Here is a 16,637-nt window from a genome sequence, read left to right as displayed (position 1 = left end):
GTTATATTCTTCTTTCATCATACGAATACTATCTTCGTTTCTTACATTACATATGAGGAGGTATTCGTTTGAAAAAGGGCTTGTTCTGTATGACGCTGACAACGGTTCTCCTGCTGTCACAGCTTGCTTCTCCTCTCGCCGCTAAAGCAAATAAAAAAGAAGGCATTGTGAATTCACGAAGTCTCCATTAATGTGAAAACGACAAGATAAAAAAAACGAACTTAGGTCTCCCTAAGCTCGTTTTTTATGCTTGTCGGCAAAGTTCTCGCAAATCTTCCACAACACGCTCCGCCTCTTCCCACGAATAAACAGTTGCACCGGATGCGAGCGGATGACCGCCGCCGTTATACTTCATTGCCAATGTATTAATAATCAGTCCCTTTGAACGAAGGCGCACGCGAATAGATTCGCTCTCTTCAAGAAACAGCACCCACGCTTTAATCCCTTCAATATTGCCCAGCACTCCGACAATACCGGAAGCTTCAGGCAATGTTACATCAAATTCCTTAAGGGTATCCTGCGTAATTTTTATGTACGCAGCGCCTTCTTCTGTAACTTCAAAATTTTGCAGAATATATCCGTGCAGCTTCGCAAGGCGCACGCTCGTTTTGTACATTTCATTATACAGCGTCGAGAACTCCACGCCCATTTCCACAAGCTGCGCCGCATATCGGAACGTTTTAGGGGATGTGCTCGGATATAAGAAACGTCCCGTGTCTCCCGTAATGCCGGCAAATATAAAGCGCGCCGCCTCTTTCGTCAGCACAAGTCCGTTATCCTTTCCGAATAAATAAAACTCATAAATCATTTCACTGCAGGAGCTCGCTGTCGTATCTACCCATACGAAATCGCCATACGGATTTTTGTTCGGATGGTGGTCAATTTTAATGAGTTTTTTTCCTTTTGTATAGCGCTGGTCGCACACCCGCTCTTCATTCGCTGTATCACATACAATGACAAGCGCATTTTCATATGTACTGTCGTCAATTTGATCCATGAGTCGCAAATATGACAGCGTCTCTTCGTCTGCCCCCACCATATAAATTTGTTTCTCTGGAAAAGAATCCTGCAGCATGGTGCCAAGTCCGCATTGTGAACCTAAAGCATCGGGATCTGGACGAACGTGACGATGAATGATAATCGTATCGAATTGCTGAATCGCTTCTAAAATTTGTTCCTTCATCTTCGATTCTCCTTTTTCTAGTTTCTTTTCATTATATACGAAAAGACTTCATGTATCAGACAATTTTCGCTAAAATATAAAGTGAAGCTTCCATCAGTGGGAGGCTCTTTCTCTCCCACTGATGGTTAGTTGAACCAATCAGGCTTTTATGGGCAGTTATCCCTCACGTAAACTTCTTTGAATGCGCTAGGTTTTGAAGTGGGGTTACTACCCGTTAATGCGTGAAAAAGTAGATTAACAGCAAATGGGGGATTCGTTCATGCCAATTCTAGCTTTTTTCATCATTATTTCGTTCATGTTCTATCTATTCTATAAAACAAAGTACTTTCGTACACAGCGCCCGATGGAGAAGCGCTGGCTTTCCGGAAAATCCGGTATCGCTCTCGGCTTGTTTGTCGCGCTTTTTGGACTAAATCAATTTTTCCTTTGGAACACGACAGTCAGCCGCATAATCGGAGCCTTGTTTCTCGTGTACGGCGCTCTTGTTGCATACAACGGGCTTCGTCAATATAAGCATTTCCTGCCTCTTGCGATCAAAGAAGCAGAAGAGCTCAACTAAAACGGGAGTGTTCGCACACTCCCGTTTTATCCCGCATTAATAAGCAGTAGGCCCCCACTGATGAACGTTTCACTTTACCTGTCTATCAACTGCACCATAAGAAGCGCTTTTCCCACAACTTCCCCTTCTTGATATACCTCTACGTCCACCTTACCGAATTTGCGGCCGATTTCCATTACCTTCGGCGATACTTCAATCACTGTTTCAATTTGAATAGGCTTAACGAAATAAATCGTTAAGTTTTCCACCACAAGATCGCCTTTTTTATGGGCACGCAGCACCCGATTTGTTGCTTCTGTCACGATGGTTGTGAACACACCGTATGAAAGGGTTCCGATAGAATTTGTCATTTGCGGCGTCACCGAGAAGCGGTACACATTCTCCGTCTTTGCCTCTTTCGTATTAATAAACTGATTCGTCACGATATCTTCAATCGTTTCTCCGACTTGCGGCTGACGCTGAATCATTTGCAGGGCCTGCAGTACATCCTGACGGCTGATGATGCCTTGCAAACGATTACCCTCGTCCACAACCGGAAGCAATTCAATGCCCTCCCATACCATCATTCGCGCTGCGGAAGCGACGGAAATTTTGCCGCTTACGGTAATCGGGCTTTTTGTCATCACTTTTTCCATCTGTGTCTCAGCTGGAACACCAATTACATCCTTGGATGTAATAATGCCAAGCACCTTCATATTATCGTCAACGATTGGATAACGCCCGTGCATCGTTTGTTCGTTATAGCGATGCCATTCCTCGATTGTATCATCTGGCTTTAAGAAAATCGTTTCTTCGAGCGGCGTTAAAATGTCCTCAACCAGTACGATTTCTTTTTTAATCAACTGATCATAAATAGCCCGATTAATCAATGTCGCAACAGTAAATGTGTCGTAGCTGCTTGAAATAACGGGCAGCTTCAGCTCATCCGCCAATCTTTTTACGTGCTCCTCTGTATCGAAGCCCCCTGTAATTAAAACCGCAGCACCGGCCTCTAGCGCAAGCTGGTGCGCCGGTATACGGTTTCCGATAATCAATAGGTTTCCTGCACCTGTATAGCGCATCATCGCCTCAAGCTTCATTGCGCCGATTACGAATTTATTCAATGTTTTATGTAAACCTTCCCGGCCTCCAAGCACTTGTCCGTCTACGATATTAACGACTTCCGCATATGTAAGCTTTTCGATATTTTCCTTTTTCTTTTTCTCGATTCGAATCGTTCCTACACGTTCGATTGTACTTACATATCCCTTGTTCTCCGCGTCTTTAATCGCTCGGTACGCTGTGCCTTCACTAACGTTCAATTCCTTTGCGATCTGCCGCACCGAAATTTTGTGCCCTACCGGCAAGCTGTTGATGTGGTCTAATATTTGATTGTGCTTCGTAGCCAAGTAGCTTCACCATTCTTTCTTTCCCCTGTATTTTCCTACCGCTCCTGTTTTCAGTATACTATAATCCCTAAACTGTTACACTCGAAATCAGGAAAACTGTATTCATTTTTTTATAACAAAGAAAAGCGCAGCCTGCTCGTTCAGGTTCTCCGGTGGCAGCACCTAGCCGGCGGAGCTAGACAGGTCGCCAATTCTATGTTTTCTTACAACAAAAAAGAGCAGGTATCCCTGCCCTCTCTGCTATAGCTCAATCCCTTCGCCTGCTTCTAATATTTTTCCGATGCATCCTTTCAGCTGCGAAACAAATTTATGCGGATTTTGTTTGATAACCGGGAATGTGTTATAATGCATCGGCACCACTATTTTCGCACCAAGCCATTCCGCTGCCAGCACCGCATCCTCCGGTCCCATTGTGAAGTTATCGCCGATTGGTAAAAACGCTACGTCAATGCTGTTGCGAGAACCGATAAGCTTCATGTCAGAAAATAAAGCAGTATCGCCTGCATGATAAATTGTTTTATTTTCTGCCGTAAACACGATTCCCGCCGGCATGCCTGTGTATGTAATAGTTTTCGCTTCTTCGTCTATATAGCTCGAACCATGAAATGCCTGCGTGAACTTTACTGTTCCGAAATCAAATGCGTGAGAGCCGCCAATGTGCATCGGATGTGTTTTAACACCCTTCCAACCAAGAAAAGTAGCCAATTCGAACGGCGCGACAACTATCGCATCATTTCGTTTTGCCAATTCCACTGTATCGCCGACATGATCGCCATGACCGTGCGTCAATAAAATAGCGTCAACCTTTACATCCTCGGCTTTTAAATCGGTTTTTGGGTTACCGGTAAGAAATGGATCAATTAAAATCGTTTTACCGTTCGCTTCGATTTTTACTACAGAATGACCATGATATGAAACTCTCATATTTTTCCTCCTCCTTTGTGTCCTCATCCTTTATTCTATACAAAGTTTGCGATTCCTGTCTCGTTTGCCGCTGTTGCTTGTCATATCCACATAAAAAGAGGTAAAGTTATAAAGAGAATGATTGGAGGCGATACCTATGAAACATCGTTTGGAAAACCTCATGAGTTGGTTACAAGCGCAAGACATAGAAGCTGCTTTTCTTACTTCCACGCCGAACGTATTTTATCTGACGGGCTTTCAGTGCGATCCGCATGAACGCTTGCTTGGCTTGTTTGTGTTCCAAGAAAAAGAACCGATTTTAATTTGTCCAAAAATGGAAGAAGGACAAGCAAGAAGCGCGGGCTGGGGCTATGAAATTATCGGCTACAGCGATACGGATAGTCCTTGGACGCTTGTATCAGAATCTATTAAAGCTCGCGGCATTAACGTCCGCACGATTGCAGTAGAGAAAGAGCATTTGAATGTAGAACGTTATGAAAATCTGGTCGCGCTGTTCCCTTCCGCTTCCTTCGCGGCAGCGGAAGCAAAGCTTCATGAATTACGCCTTGTTAAAGATGAAAAAGAGCTTGCGATTCTTCGCCAAGCAGCACATATGGCAGACTGGGCTGTGGAGCTTGGCGTCAGCCAAATCGCAGAAGGCAAGTCAGAGATGGAAATTCTCGGCACAATCGAGTATGAGCTGAAGAAAAAAGGCATAAGCAAAATGTCCTTTGATACGATGGTCCTTACAGGTGCAAACTCTGCGCTTCCGCACGGCGAGCCCGGTACAAATCGCATTCAGCGCGGAGACTTCGTGCTGTTCGACCTAGGTGTTGTCATTGATGGCTATTGCTCCGATATCACGCGCACAGTAGCTTTTTGGGATGTATCTGAAGAACAGAAGCATATTTATGATACAGTTCTCGCTGCGCAGCTGAAAGCAATTGAAGCAAGTAAGCCGGGTGCAGCGATCGACACAGTTGACCGTGCCGCTCGTTCTTACATTGAAAACGCGGGTTACGGCGAATACTTCCCGCACCGCCTTGGCCACGGTCTTGGCATCAGCGTCCATGAATATCCGTCTTTAACAGATGCAAATACATCACCGCTTCGCACAGGCATGGTATTCACAATTGAACCTGGTGTGTATGTGCCGAATGTCGGCGGCGTACGTATTGAAGATGATATATACGTTACGGAGAACGGCGTGGAAATTTTGACGAAGTATCCAAAGGAATTACAAATTATTAAATAACCAAAAAAAAAGCCGCTCCATGTAACGAGCGGCTTTTCCATTATGATAACGTAGGCATTTTTTCAAGCGCAGTTACTGCATCAGCATAGTCTAAGCCTTGCGCTTCTGCAACAGCTTTGTATGTTACATAGCCGTTTAATGTATTGATGCCCTTTAATAATGCAGGGTTTTCTTGACAAGCCTTTTTGTAGCCCTTGTTTGCGATTTGCACTGCATACGGCACTGTTACGTTTGTCAGCGCGATAGTAGACGTACGCGGAACCGCACCAGGCATGTTCGCTACCGCATAGTGCACAACGCCGTGTTTTACATATGTCGGCTCACTATGCGTCGTGATGCGGTCTGTTGTTTCAAAAATACCGCCTTGGTCGATCGCGATGTCCACTACAACAGAACCCGGTTCCATAGATTGAATCATTTCTTCTGTTACAAGCTTAGGCGCTTTTGCACCCGGGATTAAAACAGCACCGATTACTAAATCAGATTCCTTTACCGCTTGTGCGATGTTGTAAGGATTAGAGATCAACGTTGTGATTTGATAGCTAAAAATATCGTCCAATTGACGAAGACGATCCGGGTTCAAGTCGATGATCGTTACGTCAGCGCCTAGACCAACCGCTACCTTCGCGGCGTTTGTTCCCGCTACACCGCCGCCGATAATCGTTACTTTGCCGCGTTTTACGCCAGGAACGCCGCCAAGCAGGATTCCTTTACCGCCTTCTTGCTTTTCAAGGAATTGGGCGCCGATTTGCGCTGACATACGGCCTGCTACTTCGCTCATTGGCGTTAATAACGGCAATGAGTTGTTTGCAAGCTGTACCGTTTCATATGCGATACCGATTACTTTCTTTTCAATTAAAGCCTTTGTCAGTTCTGGTTCCGGAGCAAGATGCAAGTATGTGAACAAAATTAAACCTTCGCGGAAATAGCCGTATTCGCTTGGAATCGGTTCTTTTACCTTCATAACCATGTCCATGGACCATGCTTCAGCAGCTGTCTCTACAAGAGCAGCTCCTGCTTGTGTATATTCTTCGTCTGTGAACCCGGAGCCAATACCTGCTCCTTTTTCGATATAAACCTCATGTCCGCTTCTTACCAGATGAACGACTCCTGCCGGTGTCATAGCAACACGATTTTCATTGTTTTTAATTTCTTTTGGTACACCAATACGCAATGTAATCCTCCCCCTTGTATGTAGGTTACCTTTAACTGAAAGTGCATCTGTAAATAGAATTCCCTATGATCCCCTAAATATCCCTTCACCAGCCATAGCGTTTGATGCCCTATCATGGATATTCTATTTGTACTATATTGTAATTTCAGCATAGTGTTACATGTATTGGCACTGAAATGAAAACACTTTTATCTCGAATATTCCTATTTTCATCTGTGGCGGTGTATCACATCTATACCTCCGGTTACTTCAATACAGGTTCCGGTAATCATATCAGAATTTTCGTCGCATAAAAACAAAATAGCCTTTGCGATATCTTCTCCCGTCCCTGAGCGGCCGATTGGCGTCCGAAAGTCCGGCTGCATCCGCGCCTCGCTAATGGATGCTTCCTTCATCACACCCACAATATCTCCCGGGCACACCATATTGGACGTAATGCCATACTCTGCTTCTTCATATGCAATTGTTTTCGTCAACGAAACAAGCCCGACCTTTGCCGCTGCAAATGCGGAGCGATAAATCCAGCCCGGAGCGCTGTCTGCCCCTTGAAATCCATAATTCACAATGCGGCCGAATCCTTGTCTGCGCATAATTGGCACAATCTGTTTCAGTAAATAGAATACGGCATTGAGATTACCGTCTACAATGTTATGCCACTCTGCCTCTTCATAATCAACGAGCCGCTTTCTTTCGAATACGTACGGACCGGCATTGTTAATTAAAAAGTCGATGCGGCCGAACCGCTTCATCGTTTCCTCCGTTACTCTATATAAATCTTCCCTCTTCGTTACATCTGCCTGAATGAACTGCAGTCTATCTTCCGCATATGCATATTTTTCTTTTAACGCTTCTACGGCTTTTTCATCGCTTCTGTATGTGATGGTTGTAGAATAACCACGGTTCAGCAGCTCTTCCGTAACCTTCCTGCCCAATCCTTTTGAACCGGCTGTAATGAGCGCATGTCTCACACATAGTCCTCCTCCTATGAAAACCTCTACTTCATATGTAACAAATTTGCGGATAGAATTACAAATAAGATGACTCGCATATTTTTTCTAAATTCTGTAACATTTCTGTTAAAACTATGAAATGGGTTTAGATGTATAATAAAAGTGTAGAGAGTTATTTCTATCTATATAGGAGGGATTCCTTCATGAAAACTACTTATCAAAATATTCTTGTCGCAGTAGACGGCTCTAAAGAAGCGGAAAAAGCTTTCAAGAAAGCGATTCAAGTAGCGCAGCGCAACAACGCGAAATTGGTTATCACTCACATCGTAGACATAAAAGCATATTCTGCCGTAGAAGCATACAGCCGCGCAATTGCGGAACGTGCAAATCTATTTGCAGAAGATTTACTCGAAGATTATAAAAAGACCGCCCTCGAGGCAGGCTTGCCGGCTGTGGAAACTGCATTAGCTTTTGGAAATCCGAAATCCAAAATTTCTAAAGACGTAGCTCCTAAGTATGACATTGATCTTATTGTTTGCGGGGCTACTGGTTTAAATGCAGTAGAGCGCTTCTTAATCGGCAGCGTATCCGAGCATATCATTCGCTACGCGCAATGCGACGTTCTGGTTGTTCGCGGAGAAGAAGAGCAGGGTGAAGTGTAAGAATGGAAGTATAAAAAACGAAGGTCTTGTGCCTTCGTTTTTTATATATTCTATTCATGAATACATATTGATATAAGGAAATGATAAAAAGAGTTCCTCCAACTAAAAACTTACAATATTAAACCACTGAAAACCATAAGGCTATTAAGAACTATATACAAGTGAATAAAAAAACCGTCTTTTTATAGTGGGGGGAGATCATCCGGCGACGTGCAGAAGCGGTTAAACCTTTATAGTGGTTCATGCAAGGGTAAACCAGAGAGAAAAAGCATACCATACTCCCTTTTGGTTGCACATAGCACATGGACATGTCGAATTTATCATTCACTCATATATAGTTATCCTTGCAACTACTTTTTCGCAACATCATTGAAACGAGCAAGCAAAATAAAAACCTGATGCAGTCGCACCAGGCTCTTTTTTACACATTTTGTTTTAAAACGGCATTCGCTTTCTGCAAAGCTGCCTCTACTTGCGCAAACCCTGTACCGCCTGCGCTGTTTCTGCGCTGTACCGCCGCGTATGGCGACAGCACCGCATATAAATCTTCCTCAAACAACGGACAAATTTCTTGATATGTCTCAAGCGGCAGATCCAGCAAATAAATGCCTTTTTCAATGCAAAGCAATACAAGACGTCCGACGATTTCATGAGCTTGGCGGAACGGCAATCCTTTAGCCGCCAAATAATCCGCAATTTCAGTCGCATTGGAGAAATCCTGCTTTACCGCCTGCCCCATCTTATCTTTATTCACTTTCATCGTTTCAATCATGCCCGCCATAACGAGCAAGCTTGTTTTGATTGTTTTTACCGTATCAAACATGCCTTCTTTATCCTCTTGCAAATCTTTATTATAAGCAAGGGGCAGTCCCTTCATAACCGTCAGCAGGCTGAACAAATTGCCGTACACTCGTCCTGTTTTGCCGCGGATGAGCTCAGCCATGTCCGGGTTTTTCTTTTGCGGCATGATGCTGCTTCCAGTCGAGTATTTATCGCTCATTTCAATAAATTGAAACTCCTGGCTGCTCCACATAATCAATTCCTCACAAAAGCGGGAAAGGTGCATCATTAAAATAGAGGAATTGCTTAAAAACTCCAGAATAAAATCACGATCGCTTACCGCATCCATACTGTTCTCGTAAATGCCGTCAAAGCCGAGAAGAGAAGCGCTGTAGCTGCGATCGATCGGGAATGTCGTCCCTGCCAGCGCTCCCGCTCCAAGAGGAGAAATATTAATGCGCTTTAAAGAATCTTCATAACGCTCTGCGTCTCTTTCAAGCATCCAAAAATATGCCAGAAGATGATGGGCAAATGAAACCGGCTGCGCGCGCTGCAGATGCGTATAGCCAGGCATAATTGTTTCTACGTTTTGCTCAGCCTGCTCCACAAGCGCTTTTTGTACTTGCTTTACCTTCTGGATCATATCCTTTACTTCTTTGCGCAAGTACAAATGCATATCTGTTGCAACCTGATCATTACGGCTGCGTGCCGTATGAAGCTTGCCGCCAACTTCGCCGATTTCTTCAATCAGCATCTTTTCAAGGTTCAAATGAACGTCTTCATTTTCAATCGCGAACGTCAGCTCATCCTTTTGCGCTTTTTCTAATAGAGCCTGTAAGCCTTCTTTAATTTTCGCAACGTCTTCCGCCGGCAAAATGCCGCATTTCCCAAGCATCGTTACATGAGCCAAGCTTCCCTCAATGTCTTCTAACACTAGCTCCTGATCGAAGGAGATGGAGGCGCCGAACTCCTCCACCCATGCTTCCGCCGCTTCGGTGAAACGTCCTCCCCACAGCTTTTTCACGCTTTCACCTTCTTCTTGCCGTTTACTTGGTTGTATACCTTTGTCGGTAATCCAAACAGCTCAATAAATCCAACTGCCGCTTCATGGTTAAATTCGTCTTCTTTTGTATACGTTGCAAGCTTTTCGTTATATAAAGAGTTCTCGGATTTTCTTCCTTCAACAATTGCATGCCCTTTAAACAATTTCACGCGTACTACACCCGTTACATTTTTTTGCGTTTCCTTCAAGAATGCCAGCAATGCTTTTTGCAGCGGTGAAAACCAAAGTCCGTTGTAAATCAGTTCAGTTAATTTATGTGCAATAATCGGTTTGAAATGTGCAACATCCTTCGTTAACGTTAAGTCTTCCAGCTCTTTATGCGCTTTAATTAATGTTAACGCAGCAGGACATTCATATACTTCGCGTGATTTAATGCCGACAAGACGATTTTCTACATGGTCAATACGGCCGATTCCATGCTTTCCAGCAAGAGTATTCAGCTCTAAAATTAGTTCATGAAGCGGGTACTGCTTACCGTTAATAGAAACCGGCACACCTTGCTCAAACGCGATTTCAACCACATCCGCCACGTCTGGTGTTGCTTCAATAGGTGTCGTTAAGTCATAGGCTCCTTCTGGAGGTGCTGCCCATGGATCTTCTAATACACCGCACTCGCATGCTCTTCCCCACAGGTTGGCATCGATAGAATATGGATTGTCTAAATCGATTGGGATTGGAATATTATGTTTCTTTGCATATTCAATCTCTTCCTCACGAGACCAGCTCCACTCACGAACAGGAGCAACAACTTCCAAACCCGGGTTTAAAGCCTGGAATGAAACTTCAAAACGAACTTGATCATTTCCTTTTCCTGTACAGCCGTGTGCAACGGCTACGGCACCTACTTGTTCCGCAATTTCAACAAGCTTCTTAGAAATCAAAGGGCGTGATAATGCAGATACAAGCGGATATTTATCTTCATATAATGCATGGCTTTGCAGCACTGGCAATACATATTCTTCTGCAAATTCTTTTCTTGCATCAATGGAATACGACTCAACCGCACCAACTGTTAAAGCTTTCTGTTTTACAAATTCAACATCTTTTCCTTCACCAACGTCAAGACCGACTGCCACAACGTCGTATCCTTGTTCCTGTAACCATTTAATCGCAACGGAGGTATCCAACCCTCCGGAATAAGCTAAGACAAGTTTCTTGTTTGTCATTTTGAATCCCCCTCTATATAAAGAATAAATATTCATTAAATGTTATTTAAATTCATAACCATACTTTATCAGCTTTCAAAACGGCATGCAACCATTATTTTTCTTGTTTCCAAACAATTTTTTCGAAGTTTGCTTCCATTTCGTATGAACCTCTCCACTTACTCGCTTTCGCTCCTTGATATTATCCCCACGCTTGAAGTGGGGGTATTCTCGCCTAATTTATGATAAAGTATATACAAGTGAATAAAAAAACCGTCTTTTTATAGTGGGGAGAGATCATCCGGCGACGTACAGAAGCGGTCAAACCTTTGTAGTCGTTCATGCAAGGGGAAACCAGAGAGAAGAAGCATACCATACTCCCTTTTGGTTGCACATAGCACATGGACATGTCAAATTTATCATTCACTCATATAGAAGCAGCAAGGGGGAGAAAAAATGGAACGATATTTTACGCTGGACGAGAGACTCGGTATTGAAATACCGCACTTAGAGCAGGAATGGGAAGAGATTGACAAGCATGCACAGCATCATATTTTATTGAAATGGGAAGCCATTCGAGGAAAAATTCCCGACCGCATTAAAGAATTAGAAACCATGATTAATGAAAAGCAACACCAGCTCGATCATGAAGAGAACTTCCAAATCTCCTGCATATTAAATAGTGAAATTGCTGATATAGCATCTATCATCAACGATTTATGGCTTTGGTACCGGACGAATCAAAATGTATCCTCAGAAAAAACACATGCATAAATAAGAAAAGCGCAGCCGGCTCGTTCAGGTGCAGAACCAGAGGCTCTCCGTCCAAGAAAGGCGCTTTTTGCCTTTTTTGCGGCGGAGGTTCTCTGGTGGCAGCACCTATATACAACTGAATAAAAAAACGTCTTTTTATAGTGGGAAAGAGCATCTGGCGGAGCATAGAAGCGGTCAAACCCTTTTCCTGCCCCATACAAGGGTAAGAGAGAGGAAGCGAGTGCAGGATGCCTTTTGTTCTGTATAGCAGTTCCTATGTCGAAATTATAAATCATTTATATATAGCCGGCGGAGCTGGACACCAAGAAAAGCGGAGCATAGTGCACCTGCTGAATATAGTAACGGTTAAAGTCTTTCAGGCGCCCTCTCTTGTGTTTTTTGACTAAACATGCAAGTTTGTTCTTTTGTTTGTCGTATACTGCGAGTATTATGGGTTTCAAAAGAAGGAACATCATTGGAAGCATTGCTGCGAAATTTTATACTTTCTTATCATACTTATCATAAAAAAAGGTTGTCCCTGTGCGGGGCAACCTGTTCTTATTTTTGCTTTTCCAACATGTATCTCATTTGATAAAAACGGTGTGTAAATTCCGTTACATTTCTTGTCAGTCTGTAGTTCACGGCAGAGCCTACGGCAATGCCCAGCATCGGAATGCCTTGAATGAGCTTACGGCGCACCGAATGGATGACGAATGTTTTTAACAACTGCTTCAACACAACTTGAAGAGAGCCGCTGTCGATGACCTCATCCGCCCCCTCATAGAAAAACGGTGAATACTCAGTTTGCTCCAGCTCCTGCAGCAGCCCTTGCCATGCGTATTGCTGCAGCCGCGTCGGCATAATGGCCGCATGAAACACTTTTAACGCCAGCATCATTTCATAAGGTTTGTTCACGTCATATCCATATGTAGTGGCAATGAGCTGTACGGCCTTCAAGTTAATCGCAACCATTAAAGGCAGATCCGCCGTTAACAGCAAAAAGCCTCCTGCTCCCGTTGCCCCGCCCTGTACAAAGGAATAAAGGCGGTGGCGTGCGATTTGGTGCTCCGCAATATAAATGAGCTGATCAATTGTGAGCTTGCGTAAATCTTCAATGTGCTCCACTGTGTCATCAAATAACCGTGCGCTTGATAAAATGCGGTTTCGCGCGTCAAGCTGCGATTGAGAGCTTTGAATAAAAGCATGAAGATGAAACAGCCATTCGTCCGCCTTCGCAAAAAACTCCTTCTGTTTTCTGCCCGGCAGCTGCGCAAATGAGCTGTTCAGCCATTTATCATACGTTTTCTGAAAATCCGTCGATTCCTGCTGTGACAGCTGGTATTCCCAATTTTGAATTTCATTCCAAATCTTTTGTTCACGCTCCGAAAGCCCCATTGAATCCACTCCTCGTCATACGAGATTTTCTATATTATACCATACATCCCTCTCTCCTATAAGAAAAGCAGCACCTAGCCGGCGGAGCTGGACATATCCCAAAAATTATATTTTCTTATCAAAAAAAGACGAGGCATATTTGCCCCGTCTTCCTTATTACACATGCGCTAAGCGAGTAACGTCGCGTGCAATCATTACTTCTTCGTTTGTCGGAATTATAATAACTTTTACCGGAGAGTGCGGATAGTTGATGAATGCTTCTTCGCCGCGCACTTGATTCCGTTTTGTATCCCAATATACGCCCATGAACTCAAGACCTTCCAGTACACGCTCACGAATCAATGCGCTGTTCTCACCGATACCAGCTGTGAAGATGATTGCATCTACACCCTTCATGCGTGCTGCATAAGAACCGACATATTTATGGATACGGCTTACGAAAATATCCATCGCAACCTTCGCGCGCTCATTTCCTTCTTCTTCTGCCTGCTCAATGTCGCGCAAGTCGCTGGAGAATCCGGTGATGCCTAACATACCGCTCTTTTTGTTCAATACGTTAACAACCTCTTCTACTGTTTGACCTGTTTTTTCCATAATATATGGAATTAACGCAGGGTCAAGGTTACCGGAACGAGTACCCATCGTTACACCCGCAAGCGGCGTGAAGCCCATGGATGTATCAATGGATTTTCCGCCTTCTACAGCTGCGATACTTGCACCGTTTCCTAAGTGGCAAGATAACAGGCGAAGCTGCTCAATCGGACGGCCAAGCAATTCTGCCGCACGCTCTGTTACGTACTTATGAGAAGTGCCATGGAAACCGTACTTACGGATGCCGTATTTCTCATAATATTCGTAAGGCAAGCTGTATAAGAAGGAGTCTTCCGGCATTGTTTGGTGAAATGCCGTATCAAACACAGCAACTGCTGGTACATTCGGAAGAGCCTCTTGGAATGCTTTAATACCCACGATGTTCGCTGGGTTATGAAGAGGTGCCAAATCATTCAAGCTTTCAATATCTTTTAGTACTTCTGGTGTAATCACTGCAGAATCCGCGAATTTTTCACCGCCGTGTACCACGCGGTGACCGACTCCGCTGATTTCATCAAGAGATTTGATGATGCCAGTGCTTGTTAATTTATCAAGAAGCATTTTCACTGCTACTGCATGGTTCGGGATATCTAATACTTCTGTTTGCTTTTCACCGTTAACTGTAATTGCAAAAACACTTTCGTTTAAGCCGATACGTTCTACTAAGCCTTTTGTTAGTACATCCTCGCTTGGCATTTCAAACAATTGAAACTTTAAGGAAGAACTTCCGGCGTTGATCGCAATAATCTTTGACATTTAATCTTTCGCCCCTTTTTCGATCTTGTTAGCTATGTGAAATTTGTAGAAATTCCACAAATCGTGTCGAAGTTTTATATTTCACTTTACTAATTTAAACACCGTACGCTGTATTTTTCAAGAGAAAAAGTGAAACACGCTCAAAAAAATTATGTTACAGATGTATGAAAAGGGTTAGATTACCACTGTATATACAATATCGACTTAAAAACTGTACTATATTTAACAAAAGTACTGTTATACACGTTTATTTGTTCTCTTCAAACCATTGCCCAATTTGTGCCATCATGCCTTCCATCGCTTGCACATTGGAGAATTTCGGCAGTTCTGCAAGCATGACTTGCTTTGGAGCAGCTGCATTTGTACCTTTCTTTTGGAGAACAAATATACTTTTTGCATTTTTCTCGTTTTTAAACATGGAAACCGGCAGCTGCAGCAGTCCTTGAATATAGCACTGCTCTTTCAGGAACGTATTCAGCTTCGGTGCCTGCTCGCTTTCAAACAAGAAGTTCGGAATTAAGAAGAAGAGATAGCCGCCTTCTTTTGTATACTTGACGCTTTGCTCTATGAAAAGATGATGTGCGTATGACATCCCTGTTTCCGCCTTTAATACATAATCGTTTGCCTGTATCTCGTTGGGATAATAGCCGACCGGCAAATCACACACAACCGCATCTGCCGGATCAATATACAACGAGGCAAGTGCGTCTTGGTTGAACAATTCAATACTGTGCTTTTGCAAATTTGCATTTACAAACGCAAGGCGCAGCAGCAAATCATCGACCTCTACACCATAGCCGCTCATATTCGTTCCTTCCGGTGAGTTATTAAAAATAGCAGTCAGCAAATTCCCCGTACCAACGGCAGGATCCAAAACGGAAATTTCATTTTGGCCCTCGAAGAATTTATGGAACAAATAGCTGCAGAACAAACCGACCGCATCCGGTGTCATCTCATGGTTTGCTTGTACGCCTTCCTTCATCCCTTTTAATAAGCAAAGCTGAAATGCTTTGCGGATCTCTTCTCCTTTATATTGTTTGTCTGGAAACTTTCCATATTCCCGGTTTAATCTCTCAATTGCCGAATCACGCAAGCCCTCCTGCAAAATAGTTCCTTCAAATACATTGTCTCCTGTTTCCACTAAAGCTTCCAAATATGTAATATCGAGCTCTTTGCGTAAAACAATAGCCGATTCATCCAAAATAGAAAAGAGTGTCTCCACTTTTGTCACTTTAAAACCTCCCTGTTCAATCCATACACATAGCTTACATCATATCATAATTCAAAACGCACTCCTAAAGAAAACTCTCTTCTCCATCTTGCTCCAGTATGCGGCTCGCGCATACATCCGAGAAAAAACAGCACTTAGCCGGCGAAGTTAGACATATCTTAAATTGTATAATTTCTGATCATTCCCAACAAAAAAACACCCTCTTTAAGAGGGTGTTCCGTATTGCACAATTACTTTGCAGCCTTAGCAGCTTCAATTGCTGCTTCGTAGTTCGGATGGTTTGTAGCTTCGCTCACGTATTCCACGTAAGTTACTTTATCTTCACTGTCTACTACAAATACAGCGCGAGCCAATAAGCGAAGCTCTTTTATCGCAACACCGAAAGCTTCACCGAAAGAAAGGTCACGGTGGTCAGAAAGCGTTACTACGTTTTCTAAACCGTTAGATGCGCACCAGCGCTTTTGTGCAAATGGAAGATCTACACTTACCGTTAATACTTTTACGTTTTCCACTTTAGAAGCTTCTTCATTGAAACGGCGTGTTTGCGCATCACATACACCTGTATCGATAGAAGGAACGACGCTGATTAATTTTACTGCACCTTTGTAAGTATCTAATGTTACCGGAGATAAATCATTTGCCAATACTGTAAAATCCGGTGCTTGATCGCCAACCTTTACTTCACTGCCGATTAATGTCATTGGGTTTCCTTTGAATGTAACTGTTGCCATTTCAACATCCTCCTTAAAATAAACAAAATATGTACAGTGTAAATGATAGAGGGAACAAAGAAAGAATGCAAATAAAATATCTCTTTTAAATGGGCATAGTGCACCTGTTAAGTGTAGT

The 16,637-nt window shown here is 43.4% G+C and carries 16 protein-coding genes; 5 read left to right on the top strand and 11 right to left on the bottom strand.

Annotation, left to right across the window (positions count from 1 at the left end):
* The first annotated feature begins 68 nt into the window (after nucleotides 1-68).
* A complete protein-coding gene (locus tag H540_RS35175; protein WP_281172491.1) occupies nucleotides 69-191 on the top strand; it encodes a hypothetical protein in 123 nt (40 codons plus the stop codon).
* A 53-nt stretch (nucleotides 192-244) separates the two neighbouring features.
* Here H540_RS35175 and H540_RS0111705 read toward each other — a convergent pair whose 3' ends face one another.
* The gene (locus tag H540_RS0111705; RefSeq protein ID WP_028400811.1) at nucleotides 245-1,183 is read right to left on the bottom strand and encodes a DHH family phosphoesterase; all 939 of its coding nucleotides are present in this window, start codon (nucleotides 1,181-1,183) and stop codon (nucleotides 245-247) included.
* Nucleotides 1,184-1,442: 259 nt separating this feature from the next.
* On the opposite strand from H540_RS0111705, the gene H540_RS0111700 reads away from it, so the two are divergent.
* On the top strand, nucleotides 1,443-1,742 hold the full coding sequence (locus tag H540_RS0111700) for a YtpI family protein (protein WP_028400810.1): 300 nt from the start codon (nucleotides 1,443-1,445) through the stop codon (nucleotides 1,740-1,742).
* 74 nt (nucleotides 1,743-1,816) lie between these two features.
* Here H540_RS0111700 and H540_RS0111695 read toward each other — a convergent pair whose 3' ends face one another.
* Both H540_RS0111695 and H540_RS0111690 read right to left on the bottom strand, forming a co-directional pair.
* Nucleotides 1,817-3,130: a DRTGG domain-containing protein gene (locus tag H540_RS0111695; protein ID WP_028400809.1), complete on the bottom strand. Its 1,314-nt coding sequence runs from the start codon at nucleotides 3,128-3,130 to the stop codon at nucleotides 1,817-1,819.
* Nucleotides 3,131-3,370: 240 nt separating this feature from the next.
* Nucleotides 3,371-4,054, bottom strand: a complete 684-nt coding sequence (locus H540_RS0111690) for a metal-dependent hydrolase (protein WP_028400808.1) — start codon at nucleotides 4,052-4,054, stop codon at nucleotides 3,371-3,373.
* Between the two features lie 136 nt (nucleotides 4,055-4,190).
* On the opposite strand from H540_RS0111690, the gene H540_RS0111685 reads away from it, so the two are divergent.
* Complete coding sequence (locus H540_RS0111685) at nucleotides 4,191-5,288, top strand: M24 family metallopeptidase (protein ID WP_028400807.1); 1,098 nt, start codon at nucleotides 4,191-4,193, stop codon at nucleotides 5,286-5,288.
* 40 nt (nucleotides 5,289-5,328) lie between these two features.
* Here the strand turns inward: H540_RS0111685 and ald are convergent, their stop codons facing one another.
* Together ald and H540_RS0111675 are read right to left on the bottom strand one after the other, a co-directional pair.
* On the bottom strand, nucleotides 5,329-6,462 hold the full coding sequence (ald, locus tag H540_RS0111680; protein WP_028400806.1) for an alanine dehydrogenase: 1,134 nt from the start codon (nucleotides 6,460-6,462) through the stop codon (nucleotides 5,329-5,331).
* 209 nt (nucleotides 6,463-6,671) lie between these two features.
* Entirely contained in the window at nucleotides 6,672-7,448 is a 777-nt protein-coding gene (locus tag H540_RS0111675; protein ID WP_081415112.1) for an SDR family oxidoreductase, read from the bottom strand.
* 167 nt (nucleotides 7,449-7,615) lie between these two features.
* On the opposite strand from H540_RS0111675, the gene H540_RS0111670 reads away from it, so the two are divergent.
* Nucleotides 7,616-8,074: a universal stress protein gene (locus H540_RS0111670; protein ID WP_028400804.1), complete on the top strand. Its 459-nt coding sequence runs from the start codon at nucleotides 7,616-7,618 to the stop codon at nucleotides 8,072-8,074.
* Between the two features lie 421 nt (nucleotides 8,075-8,495).
* On the opposite strand, the gene argH is transcribed toward H540_RS0111670, so the two are convergent.
* Complete coding sequence (argH, locus tag H540_RS0111665; RefSeq protein ID WP_028400803.1) at nucleotides 8,496-9,878, bottom strand: argininosuccinate lyase; 1,383 nt, start codon at nucleotides 9,876-9,878, stop codon at nucleotides 8,496-8,498.
* Nucleotides 9,875-11,083 carry an argininosuccinate synthase gene (locus H540_RS0111660; RefSeq protein ID WP_028400802.1) on the bottom strand — a complete coding sequence of 403 codons (1,209 nt, stop codon included), beginning with the start codon at nucleotides 11,081-11,083 and terminating at the stop codon, nucleotides 9,875-9,877. Before H540_RS0111660 ends, argH begins: the two co-directional genes overlap by 4 nt.
* A gap of 435 nt (nucleotides 11,084-11,518) precedes the next feature.
* Here H540_RS0111660 and H540_RS0111655 point away from each other — a divergent pair, with 435 nt between their 5' ends.
* Nucleotides 11,519-11,836 carry a hypothetical protein gene (locus H540_RS0111655; RefSeq protein ID WP_028400801.1) on the top strand — a complete coding sequence of 106 codons (318 nt, stop codon included), beginning with the start codon at nucleotides 11,519-11,521 and terminating at the stop codon, nucleotides 11,834-11,836.
* 537 nt (nucleotides 11,837-12,373) lie between these two features.
* On the opposite strand, the gene H540_RS0111645 is transcribed toward H540_RS0111655, so the two are convergent.
* The 4 genes from H540_RS0111645 to tpx all read right to left on the bottom strand — a co-directional run bounded on the left by H540_RS0111645 (nucleotide 12,374) and on the right by tpx (nucleotide 16,519).
* Nucleotides 12,374-13,210 carry an EcsC family protein gene (locus H540_RS0111645; protein WP_034670883.1) on the bottom strand — a complete coding sequence of 279 codons (837 nt, stop codon included), beginning with the start codon at nucleotides 13,208-13,210 and terminating at the stop codon, nucleotides 12,374-12,376.
* A 156-nt stretch (nucleotides 13,211-13,366) separates the two neighbouring features.
* The gene (locus H540_RS0111640; protein WP_028400799.1) at nucleotides 13,367-14,557 is read right to left on the bottom strand and encodes an acetate kinase; all 1,191 of its coding nucleotides are present in this window, start codon (nucleotides 14,555-14,557) and stop codon (nucleotides 13,367-13,369) included.
* Between the two features lie 247 nt (nucleotides 14,558-14,804).
* Nucleotides 14,805-15,779 carry a class I SAM-dependent methyltransferase gene (locus tag H540_RS0111635; protein WP_028400798.1) on the bottom strand — a complete coding sequence of 325 codons (975 nt, stop codon included), beginning with the start codon at nucleotides 15,777-15,779 and terminating at the stop codon, nucleotides 14,805-14,807.
* Between the two features lie 239 nt (nucleotides 15,780-16,018).
* Nucleotides 16,019-16,519: a thiol peroxidase gene (gene tpx, locus H540_RS0111630; protein ID WP_028400797.1), complete on the bottom strand. Its 501-nt coding sequence runs from the start codon at nucleotides 16,517-16,519 to the stop codon at nucleotides 16,019-16,021.
* Nucleotides 16,520-16,637 lie beyond the last annotated feature (118 nt).

This window comes from Ectobacillus panaciterrae DSM 19096, assembly GCF_000430785.1.
GTDB classification, from domain to species: Bacteria; Bacillota; Bacilli; order Bacillales; family Bacillaceae_G; genus Ectobacillus; species Ectobacillus panaciterrae.
This window is presented reverse-complemented; position numbering and strand designations above follow the sequence as displayed.

Coding starts and splice junctions, on each gene's coding strand:
- tpx (WP_028400797.1), bottom strand. CDS start 16,519: ATGGCAACAGTTACATTCAAAGGAAACCCAATGACATTAATCGGCAGT.
- H540_RS0111640 (WP_028400799.1), bottom strand. CDS start 14,557: ATGTCAAAGATTATTGCGATCAACGCCGGAAGTTCTTCCTTAAAGTTT.
- H540_RS0111690 (WP_028400808.1), bottom strand. CDS start 4,054: ATGAGAGTTTCATATCATGGTCATTCTGTAGTAAAAATCGAAGCGAAC.
- H540_RS0111705 (WP_028400811.1), bottom strand. CDS start 1,183: ATGAAGGAACAAATTTTAGAAGCGATTCAGCAATTCGATACGATTATC.
- H540_RS0111685 (WP_028400807.1), top strand. CDS start 4,191: ATGAAACATCGTTTGGAAAACCTCATGAGTTGGTTACAAGCGCAAGAC.
- H540_RS0111700 (WP_028400810.1), top strand. CDS start 1,443: ATGCCAATTCTAGCTTTTTTCATCATTATTTCGTTCATGTTCTATCTA.
- H540_RS0111670 (WP_028400804.1), top strand. CDS start 7,616: ATGAAAACTACTTATCAAAATATTCTTGTCGCAGTAGACGGCTCTAAA.
- H540_RS0111645 (WP_034670883.1), bottom strand. CDS start 13,210: ATGGGGCTTTCGGAGCGTGAACAAAAGATTTGGAATGAAATTCAAAAT.
- H540_RS0111660 (WP_028400802.1), bottom strand. CDS start 11,083: ATGACAAACAAGAAACTTGTCTTAGCTTATTCCGGAGGGTTGGATACC.
- H540_RS0111655 (WP_028400801.1), top strand. CDS start 11,519: ATGGAACGATATTTTACGCTGGACGAGAGACTCGGTATTGAAATACCG.